The organism is Streptomyces longispororuber (assembly GCF_014656095.1).
In the GTDB taxonomy this organism is placed as follows: domain Bacteria; phylum Actinomycetota; class Actinomycetes; order Streptomycetales; family Streptomycetaceae; genus Streptomyces; species Streptomyces longispororuber.
Genome location: NZ_BNBT01000072.1, coordinates 1 through 16519 on the forward strand (window position 1 = coordinate 1; position 16519 = coordinate 16519).

The window sequence follows — 16519 nt, forward strand, 5'->3', positions numbered from 1 at the left end:
GGCGGCCGCCGCGGGCGGCGCGGTGGAGGCGAACGGGCGGGCCCGCGCCCTGACGGCCGGGCGGGCCACCGCCCGCGTCCTGCCGGGGCAGGCGGGCCTCACCACGGTCCGCGTGACGTGCCGCCTCACCGCCGCCCTGCCCTCCGGCGCCGTCACCGTACGGTTCCGGGCGGCCGCCCCGGCCGCCCCGGGCTGGCGGGAGATCACCGCCCGTGGCGACCGGACGACCCTCGTCGCCACGGACGTCCCCGCAACGTCCGCGTCCCGCCGCCTCAGCCGCTACCCGGCCGGGGCCTCGTCGCCCGACACGACCGCCGACACCCTGCGCGCCGAGCCGTGCGGCCCCGCCCTCGCCGCGGAGCCGCCCGCGAGCCCCGGTTCCGCCCTGCCGCGCGCCGCCACCGACGCGCTGACCGGCCTCGTGGGCCGCCACGAGCTCACCCCGGGCTTCGCCGCTGTCGCGCTCGGCACCGCGCTGCTCCTGGGCGCGCTGCACGCCCTCGGGCCCGGCCACGGCAAGACCCTGATGGCGGCCACCGCCGCCGCCCGGGGCAGCGCGTCCGTGCGGGACGTGCTGCCGCTGGCCGCGTCGGTGACCGCCACGCACACGCTGGGCGTCGTGGTGCTGGGGCTGCTGGTGGCGGGCGGCTCGGCCGCCGCGCCCTCCGTCGTCGCCTGGCTGGGCGTGGCCAGCGGGGCGCTGGTGACGGGCGCGGGGGCGTTCCTCGTGCGCCGTGCCTGGCGCCGGCGCCGGGTGACGCCGCACCACCACCCCCACCACCACCCGCCCCCCTCGCTGCGCGGCACGCTGCTGCTCGGCTTCGCCGGGGGGCTCGTGCCCAGCCCGTCCGCCGTCGTCGTGCTCGTCGGCGCCGCCGCCCTCGGCGAGGCCTGGTTCGGGCTGCTCCTCGTCGTCGCGTACGGGGCGGGGCTGGCCGCCACGCTGACGGCGGCCGGGTTCGTGGTGGTGCGCCTCGGCTCCGCGGCGGGGCGCCGCCTGACCACGGGCCGGGTGCCCGGCCGTGCCCGCCGCCTCGCGCCGCTCGGCTCCGCCTGCGTCGTCCTCGCCCTCGGGTGCGGATTGGTCCTCAAGGGGGCCGCAACCGCGCTCGGTTGAGCTACTTTTGTGGACAATCGCACGGCTGCGAAGGGGGGACCGTGACCGGTCAGGAGCGCGTGATCGCGGGGCGGTACCGCCTCCTCGCGCCGCTCGGCGAGGGCGGCATGGGCACCGTGTGGCGGGCCCGGGACGACGTGCTCGGCCGCGAGGTCGCCGTCAAGGAGGTCCGCGCGCCCGCGGGCCTGCCGGCCCCCGAGGTCGAGCGGCTCTACGCCCGCCTGGAGCGGGAGGCCTGGGCAGCGGCCCGCATCCCGCACCGCAACGTCGTCACGGTGTACGACGTGGCGCGCGAGGAGGGCCGCCCGTGGATCGTCATGGAGCTGGTGCGGGGCCTGTCCCTGTCGGACGTCCTCGACTCCGAGGGGCCGATGCCGCCCGCGCGTGCGGCCCACGTCGGCGCGGAGGTCCTCGCCGCGCTCCGGGCCGCCCACGACGCGGGGGTGCTGCACCGCGACGTGAAGCCCGGCAACGTCCTGGTGGCCAACGACGGCCGCGTCGTCCTGACCGACTTCGGCATCGCGATGGTCGAGGGCAGCTCGGCCCTGACGATGACGGGCGAGGTCGTCGGGTCGCCGGAGTTCCTGGCCCCCGAGCGGGCACTGGGCCGGCGGCCCGGGCCGGAGTCCGACCTGTGGTCGCTGGGCGTCCTGCTGTACGCGGCCGTGGAGGGCGTCTCGCCGTTCCGGCAGGACACCCCGCTGAGCACGCTGCGCGCGGTCGTCGACGAGGAGCTGCCGCCGCCGCGCCGCGCGGGACCGCTGGCGCCGGTCATCGAGGGCCTGCTCCGCAAGGACCCCGCCGAGCGCTCCACGGCCGCCGACACCGAGCGCGACCTGCGGCTCGTCGCCGAGGGCCGGCCCCCGGCCGGTCACCAGGACGTGCCCTACGCGCCGACGGTCGCCTCCGCCCAGGGGCCCACGCCCCCGCCCCCGCCGCCCGGCGGCTACGCGGCGGCGTGGGCCGCGGCGGGCGCCGCCCCGTACGGCGGTACGACGACCACGACCACGGCCGACGCGTCCCGCCCGCGCCGCGCGACCGCCGTCCTGGTCGCGGGCGCCGCCGCACTGGTGCTCGCCCTCGGCGGCCTGACGTACGCGCTGGTCGGTGACGACGACGGCTCGGGCGGCGGCTCCGGCACCGACGCGGGCAGTGGCGTCCGCGACACCGGAGGCAACAGCGGCGGTGGCAGTGGCGGCGGCGGATCGGACAGCGGCGGAGGCACCGGAGGCGGAGGGGACGGCGGGGGCGGCGGCACCAACGGCGGCGGCGACGGCGGTGCGACGGACGGCGGCAAGAACGGCGGCAACAACGGCGGTGGCAAGAACGGCGGCGGCAGCGGCGGCACGAGCCCGTACCCGCCGCAGTCCGTGCGCGTCGCCCTCACCGGCCACCGCACGTCCTACACCGGCGCCTGTCCGCCCGCGCAGGGCGCGGCACCGTCGTTCACCGCGGTGTTCACCGCGGGCCGGACCCCGACGCAGGTGGAGTACCGCTGGGTGACCGCGGAGGGCGAGCCGAGCGACCCCGGCTGGAAGACGCTCGCGTTCCCCAAGGGCGCCGGCTACCAGAAGCACGTCCAGCACGTCGAGGTGCCGGACGTCACCGACCCCGGCACGCACCACAACGAGATCAGCGTCGAGGTCCGCGCCCCGGTGAAGGCGGACTCCAACGCCGTGTCGTACTCCGTGACGTGCGAGGAGGAGGAGCCCACGACGGGCGGGGGCTCCTCCTCGACCTACGAACCCTGACGGGCGGACGGGACCGGCGGCACCGACGGCACCCACGGGACCGATGGAACCGGCTAGCCCGGCCGCCCGGCCGGGCTCAGGAGGCGGACCTGCTGAAGACCGGCAGGTAACCACCCGACTGGCCTGCCGCCGTCGGGTGGTACGACTCGCCGATGTTCGCCCAGTTCACACTGTGCAGCCAGGGCGCGCCGGAGCAGATCTCGTGCCCGGTGAACGTGGAGGTGACGTCGCCGAAGGCGAAGCCGTGGTCGGCGGCGCGCTTGGCGAGCGCCGCGTTGAGGTGGTCGGCGCCGCTGTTGACGGCGGTGCGCTCGCGCTCGGTCAGGCCCGCGAGACAGCTCCCGCCGAGCTTGTAGAAGCGCGGGTAGCCGAGCACGACGACGCGGGCGGACGGCGCCTTGCCCTTGATCGCGGAGTAGACGCGGTCGAGCTTGCCGGGCAGCGTGGAGTCGACGTACGCCTTGGCCTCGTTGATGCGGGACACGCAGGTGCTCTCGGACTGCAGGACGCAGGTGGTCATGACGTCGGCGAAGCCGGCGTCGTTGCCGCCGACGGAGAGGGAGACCAGGCCCGTGCCGGAGTTGAGCGGGCCCAGTTGGCTGTTGAGGACGTCGTCGGTGCGGGCGCCGGAGCAGGCGGTGAAGCTGAAGCTCGCGGGGGAGTGGGCGGCGGCCCACAGGGCCGGGAAGGCGCGGGTGCTGCGTTTGCAGCTCCCGCTGCCGCTGTCGTAGCTGCCGGCGCCGACGCCGGAGGAGTACGAGTCGCCGAGCGCCACATAGGCGGGGGCGGCCCCCTGGGAGCCGGAGTCCGCGTGCGCGGCCCCCGCGCCGGTGAGGGCGGCGGCCGCGGCCAGGAGGAGGGAGGAAGCATATGCCGTGAAACGGGACAGTCTCATGGAACCTCCTTTTAGCAGGATTTGTGCCTCGACAGTGGTAGCACGCACCACGCGTCGCCGACAGTGTCCATGTCAATCAGCTCTTCAGTAATTTCCTTGCCCACGCTGCGAGTTCACTGATCCGGAAAGTGGGAGCGGGCGAACATCTGCACACTCCCTCCGCATCTTGACGGGGCCCCGTTCGCTGGGCCACATTGAAGCCCGGCATCCGGCGCGTCGGGGGGCAAAGTCGCCAATGCAGACCATCGGGTTCAAGTCGTCGCACAGGGATCTGAGCGCGCTCCTCGCGGGCGTGGCGGTCACCGCCGGGTGTGCCGGGGCGGCCTTCGCGCTGCTCGACCTCGCCTCGCCGGTGCGCGGGCCCCTGACCCTCTTCTTCCTCGTCGCCGCCCCGGCCGCCGCCTGCGCGTACTGGCTGCGGGGGCTCGACCCCTGGGCGCACGCCCTCGCCTCCGTCTCGGCGGGGGTCGTGGTCGACCTGCTGGTCGCCCAGGCCATGCTGGCGCTGCGCGTGTGGTCCGTGCGCGGCGGTGTCGCGGCGGTCGCGGTGCTCAGCGCGGCCGCCCTCCTGCCGGCCCTGGCGCGGCGGCTGCGGCACCGCGCCCCGAGTAGACGGGCTTGACGACGTGGACATCACCGTGCACCGCCCCGGCGAACTCACCGCGGCCGACCGGGCGGCGTGGTCCGCCCTGCAGTCCAAGGCCCACCTGCACGGTTCACCGAACCTCGCGAACCCCTTCCTCTCCCCCGAGTTCACCCTCGCCATGGCCCGGGTGCGGCGCGACGTGCGCATCGCGGTGGCCCGGGAGGGCGGGGAGCCCGCCGCGTTCTTCCCGTACCAGAGATCGCGGACCGGCGTCGGCCGGGCCGTCGGCCTCGGTGTCTCCGACAGCCAGGGCGTGGTGCACCGGCCGGGCTTCACCTGGGACGCCCGGGAGCTCCTGCGCGCCTGCCGCCTGGTGGTGTACGAGTACGACCACCTGGTGGACGGCCAGGCGCCGTTCGCCTCCGGCACCACCGGCACCTTCGCCTCGCCGGTCCTGGACCTCGACCAGGGCTACGACGCCTACCTCGGCCATCTGCGCACCGCGTCCCCGAAGTTTCTGCGCTCCACCCGCGCCAAGGGCCGCCGGCTGGTCCGCGACCACGGCGAACTGCGGTACGTGCACGACGAGCGCGACCCGCGCGCCCTGCACACCCTGATGGCCTGGAAGTCCGCGCAGTACCGCAGGACGGGCCGCAGCGACCGCTTCGCCCGCGCCTGGATCACCGACCTGGTCGACCAGCTCTTCCACACCCGCGGCGAGACCTTCCAGGGACTGCTCTCCGTGCTCTACGCGGGTGGCACGCCCGTCGCGGCGCACTTCGGGCCGCGCACCGAGCGCGTGCTCTCCTGCTGGTTCCCCGCCTACGACCCCGCGTACGCGAAGTACTCGCCCGGCCTGCTGCTGCACCTGCACATGGCCGAGGCGGCCGCCGCGGACGGCATCGCGCACCTGGACCTCGGGCGTGGCCAGAAACAGTACAAGGACTCCCTGAAGACACGGGAGCTCACCGTGTCCGAGGGGTGGGTGGCGCTGCGCCACCCGATGGCTCTCGGACATCGTGCGCACCGCGCGCCGGTCCGGGCGCTGCGCAACACCGTCGTATCCCGACCGGAATTGTTCGGACCGGCGGATCGCCTGCTCAAGAGCGTGGGAAAGATCCGCTCCCGGGGCCGGGATCAGTGAAGAACGAGCAGGATGCGTCACCGAACGACAGGGAATGGCAAGTGATCCGGACACTTTCCGAGTGTCTTAAGTCAAGGGTCAATTTATCGAAAACGTGAGACCTCGTTCCAGGTCTTGCCATACCGTCGCAAGCATCAATACCGTCGTACATCAACCCGCAACGGTTCATCGGCAGTCGGTCTAGGGGAGGGCTCAAGACCGCGGTGACACCGGAGCGGGGCGCGGTAGGGGGGTGCCCGTGCCCGGGACCACAAGTCGTCCGGGTCACGTGCCGCGCAGTCATGCCAGCTCACCCGGGCGTGCCCGGAGCTCACCGCACGGTGTGCGCTCCGTCATGACCGGACGTGAGAACCCCCCCTTTCGAACCGGATCGACAACCGGACCGCCCGGGGGCGGGCGGTCCACCGGACGAGAGGGACAAGAGACTCATGAGTTCCGCTGTGCGCCCGTTCAATTCGGGCCAAGATCCTTTAATCGACCCGTCCGCGACCGGCTCCGCCGACCAGGCGCGGCCTTCGCTCACCAAAGCCGGATTGCCCGCCATTCCCAGCCAGCACGAATACCGCCCGGTATCGTCGCACCTGGCGATTGCGCCTCCGGTGAGTGTCGTGATTCCCGCGATGAACGAAGCGGAGAATCTTCCCTATGTGTTCAAGACCCTGCCCGAGTGGATCCATGAAGTCGTCCTCGTGGACGGCAATTCCACGGACGACACGGTGCAGGTGGCGCGCGAGCTGTGGCCGGACGTGAAGGTGGTCCGCCAGCTCGGCAAGGGCAAGGGCGACGCGCTCATCACCGGATTCGAGGCGTGCACCGGCGACATCATCGTGATGGTCGACGCCGACGGCTCCGCCGACGGCCACGAGATCGTCTCCTACGTCTCCGCGCTGGTCTCCGGCGCCGACTTCGCCAAGGGCTCCCGGTTCGCCAACGGCGGCGGCACGGACGACATGACGCTCATCCGCAAGCTCGGCAACTTCGCCCTGTGCGCGGTGGTGAACGCCAAGTTCGGCGCCCGGTACACGGACCTGTGCTACGGCTACAACGCCTTCTGGCGGCACTGCCTCGACAAGATCGAGCTCGACTGCACCGGCTTCGAGGTCGAGACGCTGATGAACATCCGCGTCGTCAAGGCGGGGCTCAAGGTCCAGGAGATCCCGAGCCACGAGTACCTGCGCATCCACGGCGTCAGCAACCTCAGCGCGGTCCGCGACGGCCTGCGGGTGCTCAAGGTGATCCTCACCGAGCGCTCCAACAGGCGAACCCAACGGCGGCGACCACGCACCGCCGCCCTCACGGCGCGCCAGGGAGAGGTTTCTTGATCACTATCTCGGTGGTGATCTGCGTGTACACCGAGGACCGCTGGGAGGACATCCTCTCAGCGGTCGCCTCGGTGCGCGCGCAGTCCTTCACCCCCCACGAGACACTCCTCGTGGTGGACCACAACGCAGCGCTCCTGGACCGGCTGTCCCAGGAGTACAAGGAGGCGCCGGACGTGCGGGTGCTCGCGAACGCGGGCCCCCGCGGCCTGTCCGCGGGCCGCAACACCGGCATCGCCGCCTCCGGGGGCGAGGTCATCGCCTTCCTCGACGACGACGCGGTCGCCGAGCGCGACTGGCTGCTGCGGTTCGCCGAGGCCTACGACGACCCGCTGGTGTTCGCCGTCGGCGGGCGCACGGTGCCCGTGTGGGCGTCGCGGCGCCGGCCGGACTGGTTCCCCGAGGAGTTCGACTGGGTCGTCGGCTGCATGTACCGCGGCCACCCGACCGGCCGGGTCCGGGTGCGCAACGTGCTCGGCGGCAACGCCTCGTTCCGGCGGACCGCCTTCGACGTCGCGGGCGGCTTCGCCACCGGCATCGGCCGCGACGGCGACAAGCGGCCGCTGGGCTGCGAGGAGACGGAGCTGTGCATCCGGCTCACCCGCGCCCGGCCCGACGCCGTGCTGCTCATCGACGACCGCGCGGTCATCCACCACCGGGTGCCCGCGGCCCGGGAGCGGTTCCGGTACTTCCGTACGCGGGCGTACGCCGAGGGCCTGTCCAAGGCCCTGGTCGCCCGCAGCGTGGGCGCCGCCAAGGGGCTGGAGTCCGAGCGGCGGTACACCACCCGGGTGCTGCCCGCAGGCGTCGGCCGCGGTCTGCGCGACGCGCTGCTCGGCCGCCCCGGCGGCGCGGGCCGCGCGGGCGCCATCGTCACCGGCGTGGTGGCGGCGGCCGGCGGGTACGTCGTCGGGAGCGTGCGCGCGCGCAGGTCGGGCGCGACGTTCGCCGTCGTGGACGCGGGGGCGGCCCCGGAGGAGAGACGTGACGAGGGGGCGGGCAGATGAACGCCGGTGGCATCCCCATATTCATGTACCACTCGATCGCGCCGCTGCCGAACGAGGCGACGCACGAGCTGTCCGTCTCCCCCGCGGCCTTCGCGGAGCAGATGGAGGTGCTCCGCTGTCTCGGCTGCACCCCGCTCACCACCGCGCGACTGGCGTGGCACTGGCGCAACCCGGACCGTCCGCTGCCCACCCGGCCCGTCCTCATCACGTTCGACGACGGCTACGAGGGCGTGCACCGCTACGCCCTGCCGGTGCTCGGCAAGCACGAGTTCGCCTCGACGCTGTTCCTCGCGACGGGCTGGCTGCGCGGCAAGTACGACACCGGGGGCGGGCTCGACACCATGCTCGGCTGGGACCAGGTGCGCGAGCTGGCCGAAGCGGGCACGGAGATCGGCGGCCACAGCCACACCCACCCGCAGCTCGACCAGCTCTCGGACGACGCCCTGTGGTTCGAGGTGGTGCGCTGCAAGGAGATCGTCACCAACGAACTCGGCACCCCGCCGGAGTCGTTCGCCTACCCCTACGGCTACTCCAGCCGCCGGGTGCGGCGCGCGGTGCGGGGCGCCGGGTTCCGCCAGTCGCTCGCGGTGGGCAACGGCCTGGCCTGCCGCCGGCAGGGACCGTACGCGCTGCGGCGCGTGACGGTCCGGCGCTCCACGGGGCCGGAGGAGTTCGAGCGGCTCGCCGAGGGCCGCGGACTCGGCCGGGCCTTCGCCAGGGACCGCGTGCTCACCAAGGGGTACGCCATGGTCCGCCGATGCCGACAAGCCCGCCGGAAGGCAGCTCGCACCCGTGTCTGACACGACCACCGCACAGGCAGAGCTCACCGGGACCGACAGCGGTACCGACGGCGCACCACCGTCCGGTGGAAAGGAGAGAAGGTCCCGGAGAATGCGTCTGCCAGGTGCGGGCGGCGGCAGCCCGCTGTTCCGCAACGCGTACGCCCTCATGCTCAACACCGGCATCTCAGGCATCCTCGGCCTGGGGTTCTGGCTGGCCGCCGCCCGGTACTACTCGGAGTCGGCGGTCGGCCAGGGGTCGGCGGCCATCGCGGCGATGAAGCTCCTCGCGGGCATCACCGCCGTGACGCTCACGGGCGCGCTCGCCCGGTTCATCCCGGTGGCGGGGCGCGCCACCGGCAAGCTCATCTTCCGCACCTACGCGGGCAGTTCGGTGATCGTCGGGTGCGCCGCGCTGGTCTTCCTGTTCACGCTCGACCTGTGGGGGCCCTCGTACCGGTTCCTGCACGGCCCGCTCGCCGGGATCGGCTTCGTCGCGGCGGTCGTGGCCTGGTCCCTCCTCACGCTCCAGGACGGCGTGCTCACCGGGCTGCGCAGCGCGCTGTGGGTGCCGGTGGGCAACACGGTGTTCTCCGTGGTCAAGCTCGGCCTGCTGATCGTGTTCGCGGCGGCGATCCCCACCGCCGGGGTGTTCGTGTCCTGGGTGGCGGCCATCGCCCTGTCGGTCGTACCGCTCGGCTACCTGGTGTTCCGGCGGCTGGTGCCGCGCCACGTGCGGGACACCGAGGGCAAGGCGCAGCCGCCGTCGTGGCGCGAGATCGGCCGGTTCCTCGCCGGTGACTACACGGGCTCGCTGTTCTCGCTCGCCGTGGTGTACCTCGTTCCGGTGATCGTCGCCTCGCAGGTGAGCTCCGAGGACAACGCGTACTTCTACATCGCCACGACCATCGCGGGCACCACCAACCTGCTCGCCATCAACATGGGCGCCTCGCTGACCGTCGAGGGCGCCCACGACCCGGCCCGGCTGGCCGCCAACACCCGGGCGGCGCTGCGCCGCATGCTGCGGATCATGCTGCCGGTGTGCGCGGTCCTGTTCCTGGGCGCGCCCTACATCCTGCAGGTGTTCGGGGCGGGCTACGCGGAGGCGGCGACGCCGCTGCTGCGCTGGTTCGCGGTGGGGTCGGCGCTGCGGGTCGTCATGGAGACGTACTTCGCGGTGCTGCGCGCGCAGAGCCGCACCTCGGGCCTGGCCTGGCTGCAGGGCCTGCTGTGCGTGCTCGTGCTCGGCCTGACGCTGGTCCTGCTGCCGCGGATGGGCCTGACCGGGGCGGGCGTCGCGGAGATCTCCGCCCTCGCGGTGATCGTGGCCGTCGCGGCGCCGAAGCTGTACGCGGTCACGCACCGGACCCCCGCCGAGCGGACGGCGCCGGACGGCGACCTGGCGGACCTCGGCACCCCGGACGTCGCGCCGCGGACCGCCGCCGCGCGCGCGGAGGCGGCGGGCCACCGCCACGGCCCGGCGTGGGCGCTGCGCGAGTCCCTCGACTCCGACACACTGCAACTCGCGATCCACACGGCGGACCTGGACCACCAGGAGCGCAGGCCCGACATACGCCCCGGTCCCGCGACCCCGGTGTACGGCACGCGGATCGTGCGGACGGGCAGGACGGGCAAGGCCGGGCGGGCGGCCGGGACGGGTCAGGGGGACGGCATGGACGGGCACCGGCCCGCGTGGGCGGTGGGGCGACAGTCGACCACACCGACGCCCGGCACCCCGGCCTCCCCCGAAGCCTCGGCGACGCCTTCGCACGGGACCGGGACCGCCGCCACGCCCTCGCACGGGACCCCGGCTGCGCCCTCGCACGAGACCCCGGCCACGCCCTCGCACGGCACCTCGGCCACGCCCTCGCACGGGACCGCCGCCACGCCCTCCCATGGGACCTCGGCGACGGTCCGCGCGGGCGGGGCCGAAGCCGTGCGCTCCGGCGAGCCGGAGGCCGTGCGCTCGCACGACGCGCCCGAAGCCGCCCGTACTCACGGCGCGGCCGAGGCCGTCCGCTCCCCCGGCAGGTCCGAAGCCGTCCGGCCGGATGCCGTGACACCGGCGGCGCAGTCGCCCACCCCACCGACCGGCACGGCGGCCCCGTGGCCGCCGACACCACCGACAGGCACACCGACCGTGACGTCATCCACCCCGGCGGACACCCCGGCCGCCGCGTCGTCCCCGGGGGCTCCGGCCTCCCCGGCGGACCCCGTTGCCCCGGATTCCCTGGCGGCCTCGGCCTCCCCGGACTTCGCAGGCGCCTCGGCCTCCTCGGACGCCTCGGCCTCCCCGATCGCCTCCTACGGCCCGGCCGCCTCGACGCCCCCGGCGTCAACGGCTCCCCCGGCCTCCCCGGTCACAGCGGCGCCACGGCCGTCCCGGGCCCCGGCATCCGCGGCGGCGCGGCGCGGCCCGTGGGTCCCGCGTGTGCTGGGCGCGCTCCTCGTGCTGGCCCTCGGCCTGTACTGGGTGCCCGCGCTCGGGCTCGGCGAGGGCGACCTGGACGCGATGGGCGGGCTCGGGCTCGTCTCCGTACTGCCGCTGCCCACGCTGGCCGGCGCGGCGCTGCTCGTGGGCGTGTTCGCCGCGCTGCTGTGGCTGGAGCGGCCGCGCACCGGGCTGCTCGTGGTGACGCTGGTCGCCACCGTGGTGTCGCTGCACGCGCTGCCCGCCGTGATCGAGGCCGAGCCGCGGTTCGCGACGGCCTGGCAGCACCTGGGCTTCCTCGACCACATCGACCGGACCGGCACGGCGGCGCCCGACCTGGACGCGCGCTGGAGCTGGCCCGGGTTCTTCGCCGCCGCCACGTTCGTGGCCGAGGCGTGCGGCGTCTCGGACCTCACCGAGGTCATCCGCTGGTGGCCGACGGCGATCCAGCTCCTGTACCTGGCGCCGATGGCCCTGCTCACCCGGCACATGCGGGCGAGCTGGCGGGCCAAGTGGGCGGGTCTGTGGATCTTCGTCCTGAGCGGCTGGGTCGGCCAGGACTACTTCTCCCCGCAGGGCTTCACCTTCCTGCTCTACCTGGTGTTCGTGGCGATCCTCCTGGTGTGGTTCCGCGCGCCGCGCGTCCTGTGGTCGAGGTGGCGGCCCGGCGAGGCCGAGGTGGCGCCCGCCGACCGGCGGCAGCAGGCGGTGCTGCTGGTGATCCTCCTCGGCCTGTTCGCGGCGACCGTGCCCGCGCACCAGCTCACGCCGTTCGTGATGCTCGGCGTCGTCACGGTCCTGGTCCTGGTGGGCCGCTGCGAACTGCGCGGCCTGCCACTCCTCTTCGGTGTCCTGGTGCTGCTGTGGCTGGGCTTCCTCGCCGAGCCGTACTGGTCGGGCCACTTCGACGAGCTGTTCGGCGGCGTCGGCGGCGTCGGCGGCAACGTGTCGTCGTCCGTCTCCGGCCGGATCGAGGGCGGCGACCCCTCGCACAAGCTGGTCCTGTACACGCGCGTGGCGCTCGCCGGGTCCGTGCTCGCCCTCGCCTGCTGGGGCTGGCTGCGCAGGCGCCGCCACCGGTACCGCGAGGTGTCGCTCGTCGTCCTGACGTTCGTGCCGTTCCTGGGGTTCGGGATGCAGAGCTACGGCGGCGAGATGGCGCTGCGCGTGTTCATGTTCGCGCTGCCGGGCGCGGCCCTGCTCGGCGGGCTCGCGCTGTTCCCGCGCACCGGGGCCACCGCCGGGGAGCGGCACCGCGACCGCCGGGCGGGCCTCGCGCCGCTCGCCGCGCTGCTCGCGGGGCTCGTCCTGGTGGGCGGCTTCCTGGTGGCCCGCTGGGGCAACGAGCCCTTCGAGCGGGTGCGGACCGGCGAGGTCGCCGCCATGGAGTACGTGTACGCGCACGACGACCCGACGGTACGGCTGCTGTGGATGAGCGACGACCCCGTCAACAACGTGACGCCGTCCATCCCCTGGGGCCGGCAGGACCCGGAGAAGGTCGAGTACCTGCCGACGCTCGCGCCCGCCGACCCGGCCCTGGTGTCGGGACTGGTGAAGGCGCTCAAGGACGCCGGGCCGAACTCGTACCTGATGGTGAACCGCGGGCAGACCGTGTACCTCCAGATGGACTCCGGCTACCCGGAGAACTGGGACACCAGGCTGCTGCGCCACCTGGACCGGCGCGCCGACCTGAAGCGGGTGTTCGGCAACGCCGACGCGACGCTGTACGCGCTGCGCGACCGGCCGGACGGGCCGGTGGCGAAGGCGGACCCGGGCGCCGTCGGGCCCAAGGTGACATGGACGCCGTGGTCGGTGGTCGGCGGGTTCGCCGTCGTGGCGCTCCTGCTGCTGCTCGCCGTACGGGAGGTCGTACGGGTCGCGGTGGCGCCGGGCGTGGCGCAGCAGCGCTGGCTGCAGAGCAGCTTCTGGTTCTCGCTGCCGCTGCTCGCGGTGTTCCTCGCGTCGCTGGTCCAGCGGTTCGTGACGATGGCGTAGCGGACCCCGGGAGGCACGGCGGGGTGGAGCGGCTCAGCGTGCGAGCCACTTCACCCCGTGACCGGGCAGGTCGAAGCGGCGGCCGTCCACCTTGGCGCTGATGGGCCGGTCCAGGACGTTCACCACGAGGACGGTGTCGTCGTCGGCGAGGACGCGGACGTTCGGTTCGTCGTCGGCGGCGACGGCGACCTTCTCGTACCGGGTGCCGGGCGGGAACGCCGCGGCGAACCGGGCGACGAGGTCCAGTATCGGCAGCTCGCGGCCGCCGTCGGCGCGTTCCGTCGAGGTCCACAGGCAGCCCGCGCACCGCTCGCCGCGCTTCTGCGGGTTCCAGTAGAAGCCGCTCGTGGTGCCGCCGCGGGCCAGGGCGATGAGGCCGGTGGCGTGCACCGCCACGCGGTGCGCCTCGGACCAGTCGTCGCGGTTGTCCTCGTCGTCACCGGGCTCGACGTAGTACTCGGCCCACCACAGGGGCAGGCCGCCGGTGCGCTGGCGCACCCAGCGGCTGACGGCCGTGAGCTTCTCGGTGGCCCGGAACTCGTCGGGCAGCAGCTCGTCGTCGGCCGTGTAGCTGGCGCCGTCGACGACCACGAAGTCGGCGCCCGCCTTGTGCTCGTTCCAGTGCTCGAAGGCGTCGACCACGCGCTGGTCGACGCCGCCCCAGGGGCCCTTCAGGTCCTCGGCGACGCCGTCGTCCTGCCGGGGGTCGATGCTGGTCATGCCGACGTACGGGCCGCCCACCATGATGTCCGGGTCGACGTCCTTCAGGGCCTTGTACACGAGGTTGTACAGCCGGGTGTAGCCCTCGTAGTCCCAGCGCTGCTCGGCGCCGTTCCAGAAGCCCTTGAGCTCGTTCCAGACGATGAAGTGCCGTACGTCCGGATAGCGCTTGGCGACGGTCGCGGCGAGGGCGGCGTAGTCGTCGAAGTGCTCGGGCTTCGGCGCGGTCTCCAGGGACGCCTGGCTCCAGTTCGTGTTGCCGACGCCGGACTTGCCGCCCTTCATCCAGTCGGGGGCGCAGCACAGGGTGACGACGGGCGTGCCCCCGGTGGCGCGGACGAAGTCGATGCGGCGGTCCAGGTCGCCGAAGTCGTAGCGCCCCTTGACCGGCTCGGGGTTGCCCGCGCCCCAGCCCATGACGTGCTGGATCTGCGGCAGGGGGCGCGGCTGGTCCTTGAGCAGCTTCTTGACCCGGGCGACGGCAGCGTCGTCGCCCTCGTCCGCGCTGTACTGGGTGTGCGTGAAGCCCCAGCCGACGGCCCCGCGCACCCGGGCGGGCGGGGGGTCCGCGGGGGTGCCGTGCACCTTGTCGCCGTCCTTGGTGGTGCCTCTGGTGCTGCCGCGCTCGTCCGGCAGCGTGAGCATGGTCAGGACCAGGGCCAGAGCGGCCGCACCCACACCGATCAGGGCGGCAAGACGCCACCGCCGCGCATCCGAGTTCCACCCGTGCCGTCGCATCAACGGCAAGGGTATCCGCGGTGATTCCCGATCGGGCGGGTTCCGTCCGTGTGTCCCGTACACGCGCGTGCCGTTCGGGCGGTGTGCCGAAACCGGGGTGCACACGAGCACTTTCCTGGCGGATCATGGCGGCATGTCTGCGAACCCTCAGGACGCCCTGCCGATCCGGCTCACCGTCGACGACAGCGACTCGCCGTCGGACGTCGTCGACGCGCTGTTCCTCGGCCGCTTCGCGACGGGCGAGCAGCCGTACTCGCACAGCGCGAACATCGACCGGGTCAGGCCGGGCTCGGCGCTGCTGCCGCCGGGCGCCACCGTGCTGCGCGCCGCCCGCGACGACGACCGCAGCGCGACGCTCGCCGAGGGCGAGGGCTGGACGCTGCTCGTCTCGCGCTGGAACCGCGGCGCGGACGTCACGGTCACGGCGACCTCCGCGGAGCTGGCCGAGCGGGTCCTGAAGCAGGCCACGGACGGGGCGCAGGACGATCCGGAGCCCCAGCCGGAGAACGTGACCATGGGGTTCTGGTACGTGTCGCCGCGGCGCGGGCCGTACCGCACGACGCGCCAGATCTCCGCCGGTACGTGGGGCGAGGTGCGGCAGAACTACACCGCGCCGGTGGCCGACGCGATGGACAAGCTGATGAAGACCACGCCGGAGGACATCTCGGGGCGGCTGCTCCTGCTGCACGGGCCGCCCGGCACCGGCAAGACGTCGGCGCTGCGGACGCTCGCGCGGTCCTGGCGGGACTGGTGCCAGGTGGACTGCGTCCTGGACCCGGAGCGGCTGTTCACGGACGTCGGCTATCTGATGGACATCGCCATCGGCGAGGACGAGGGCACGGCGAAGGGCCGCTGGCGGCTGCTGCTCCTGGAGGACTGCGACGAGCTGATCCGGGGCGAGGCCAAGCACACCGCGGGGCAGGCGCTGTCGCGGCTGCTCAACCTCACGGACGGGCTGCTCGGGCAGGGGCGGAACGTGCTCGTCGGGGTCACCACCAACGAGGACCTGGAGCGGTTGCACCCGGCGGTGGTGCGGCCCGGGCGGTGCCTGGCGCGGATCGAGGTGGGGGCGCTGACGCGGGCCGAGGCTGTGGGGTGGTTGGGGTCCTCCGAGGGGGTTTCTCGCGAGGGCGCGACCTTGGCGGAGTTGTACGCCTTGCGGCGGGGGGTTTCGCCTGCGGCGGTGCCGGGCAGCCGGGACGGGGCCGAGGCCGGCCTCTACCTCTAGCCCGGCCGGGGCCGGGGCCCTTCCTTCCCACCCGCCCACCCGTACAGCCCCGGCCTTGCCGCCCCGGCCCCGACGCGTAGCGCTTTCCCGCCGTCGTCGGTTTCTTCTCCCACCCGCCCACCCGTACAGCCCCGGCCTTGCCGCCCCGGCCCCGACGCGTAGCGCTTTCCCGCCGTCGTCGGCTTCCTTTTCCCACCCGCCCACCCGTACAGCCCTGGCCTTGCCCGCCCGGCCCCGACGCGGAGCGCTTCCCGCCGCTGTGGGCAATCGTCCCGCTGGGCGGGACGGGTGGGCACAGCGCCTAGGTGCCGACCGGCCGGTGGCCAGGGTTGAGGTCACGGGTCCTCTCGGCCGCGCGCAGCGCCAGGTGCCGGCCCGCCGGTGACGAGGGCTCAGGGGCTGGGGGCGTATGCCGCTCGGAGGGCCTCCTGGGCTGCTGCCAGGGCCTCCGGTTCGGTCAGGCCCAGTCTGCGGGCCTGTTCGGCGTAGGTCTGCGCGGCCGCTGCCGCGCCCCGGGCGGCAGCGTCCCGCGCCGCCGCGACGAACGTTCCGTTCCGCCCCCGCGTCTCGATCACCCCGTCCTCCTCCAGCGCCCGGTACGCCTTGGCCACGGTGTTCGCCGCGAGCCCGAGCGTCTCCGCGAGCCCGCGCACGGTGGGGAGCTTGTAGCCGACGGGCAGCCCCCCGCCCCGCGCCTGCTCGGCGATCTGGGTCCGGACCTGCTCGTACGGCGGCGCGCTGCCCGCGCCTTCCTTGATGACGATCTTCAGAGCCACGCGCCGATTGTCCCGCACGCGCCCCGCCCGCGC

Annotated in this window: 12 protein-coding genes; 9 read left to right on the plus strand and 3 right to left on the minus strand. The window is 74.0% G+C overall.

Features of this window, described 5'->3' with window-relative positions:
* Together IE330_RS21765 and IE330_RS21770 are read left to right on the plus strand one after the other, a co-directional pair.
* Positions 1-1117 (plus strand): nickel transporter (locus IE330_RS21765; protein WP_229925818.1); only part of this gene is annotated, 1117 nt, incomplete at its 5' end.
* Positions 1118-1224: 107 nt separating this feature from the next.
* Positions 1225-2868, plus strand: a complete 1644-nt coding sequence (locus IE330_RS21770; RefSeq protein ID WP_229925824.1) for a serine/threonine-protein kinase — start codon at positions 1225-1227, stop codon at positions 2866-2868.
* Positions 2869-2944: 76 nt separating this feature from the next.
* Here IE330_RS21770 and IE330_RS21775 read toward each other — a convergent pair whose 3' ends face one another.
* The gene (locus IE330_RS21775; RefSeq protein ID WP_190137773.1) at positions 2945-3763 is read right to left on the minus strand and encodes an SGNH/GDSL hydrolase family protein; all 819 of its coding nucleotides are present in this window, start codon (positions 3761-3763) and stop codon (positions 2945-2947) included.
* A gap of 235 nt (positions 3764-3998) precedes the next feature.
* Between IE330_RS21775 and IE330_RS21780 the strand changes: the two genes are divergently transcribed.
* From IE330_RS21780 to IE330_RS21805, 6 genes are all read left to right on the plus strand, one after another.
* Positions 3999-4385, plus strand: a complete 387-nt coding sequence (locus IE330_RS21780; RefSeq protein ID WP_229925819.1) for a hypothetical protein — start codon at positions 3999-4001, stop codon at positions 4383-4385.
* 4 nt (positions 4386-4389) lie between these two features.
* On the plus strand, positions 4390-5493 hold the full coding sequence (locus tag IE330_RS21785) for a GNAT family N-acetyltransferase (protein WP_190137775.1): 1104 nt from the start codon (positions 4390-4392) through the stop codon (positions 5491-5493).
* 428 nt (positions 5494-5921) lie between these two features.
* On the plus strand, positions 5922-6815 hold the full coding sequence (locus IE330_RS21790; protein ID WP_229925820.1) for a glycosyltransferase family 2 protein: 894 nt from the start codon (positions 5922-5924) through the stop codon (positions 6813-6815).
* The gene (locus tag IE330_RS21795) at positions 6812-7819 is read left to right on the plus strand and encodes a glycosyltransferase family 2 protein (protein WP_190137776.1); all 1008 of its coding nucleotides are present in this window, start codon (positions 6812-6814) and stop codon (positions 7817-7819) included. The genes IE330_RS21790 and IE330_RS21795 overlap by 4 nt, the downstream gene beginning before the upstream one ends.
* Positions 7816-8619, plus strand: coding sequence for a polysaccharide deacetylase family protein (locus IE330_RS21800; RefSeq protein WP_190137777.1), 804 nt, complete (start codon positions 7816-7818; stop codon positions 8617-8619). Before IE330_RS21795 ends, IE330_RS21800 begins: the two co-directional genes overlap by 4 nt.
* Positions 8612-13024 (plus strand): lipopolysaccharide biosynthesis protein, encoded by a 4413-nt coding sequence (locus tag IE330_RS21805; protein WP_190137778.1) that lies wholly within the window; start codon positions 8612-8614, stop codon positions 13022-13024. The genes IE330_RS21800 and IE330_RS21805 overlap by 8 nt, the downstream gene beginning before the upstream one ends.
* 33 nt (positions 13025-13057) lie before the next feature.
* Here IE330_RS21805 and IE330_RS21810 read toward each other — a convergent pair whose 3' ends face one another.
* On the minus strand, positions 13058-14482 hold the full coding sequence (locus IE330_RS21810; protein ID WP_190137779.1) for a GH39 family glycosyl hydrolase: 1425 nt from the start codon (positions 14480-14482) through the stop codon (positions 13058-13060).
* Between the two features lie 133 nt (positions 14483-14615).
* Here IE330_RS21810 and IE330_RS21815 point away from each other — a divergent pair, with 133 nt between their 5' ends.
* Positions 14616-15710 carry a DUF5925 domain-containing protein gene (locus tag IE330_RS21815; protein WP_190137780.1) on the plus strand — a complete coding sequence of 365 codons (1095 nt, stop codon included), beginning with the start codon at positions 14616-14618 and terminating at the stop codon, positions 15708-15710.
* 392 nt (positions 15711-16102) lie between these two features.
* Here IE330_RS21815 and IE330_RS21820 read toward each other — a convergent pair whose 3' ends face one another.
* Complete coding sequence (locus IE330_RS21820; protein WP_190137781.1) at positions 16103-16486, minus strand: GntR family transcriptional regulator; 384 nt, start codon at positions 16484-16486, stop codon at positions 16103-16105.
* Between the last annotated feature and the right edge of the window lie 33 nt (positions 16487-16519).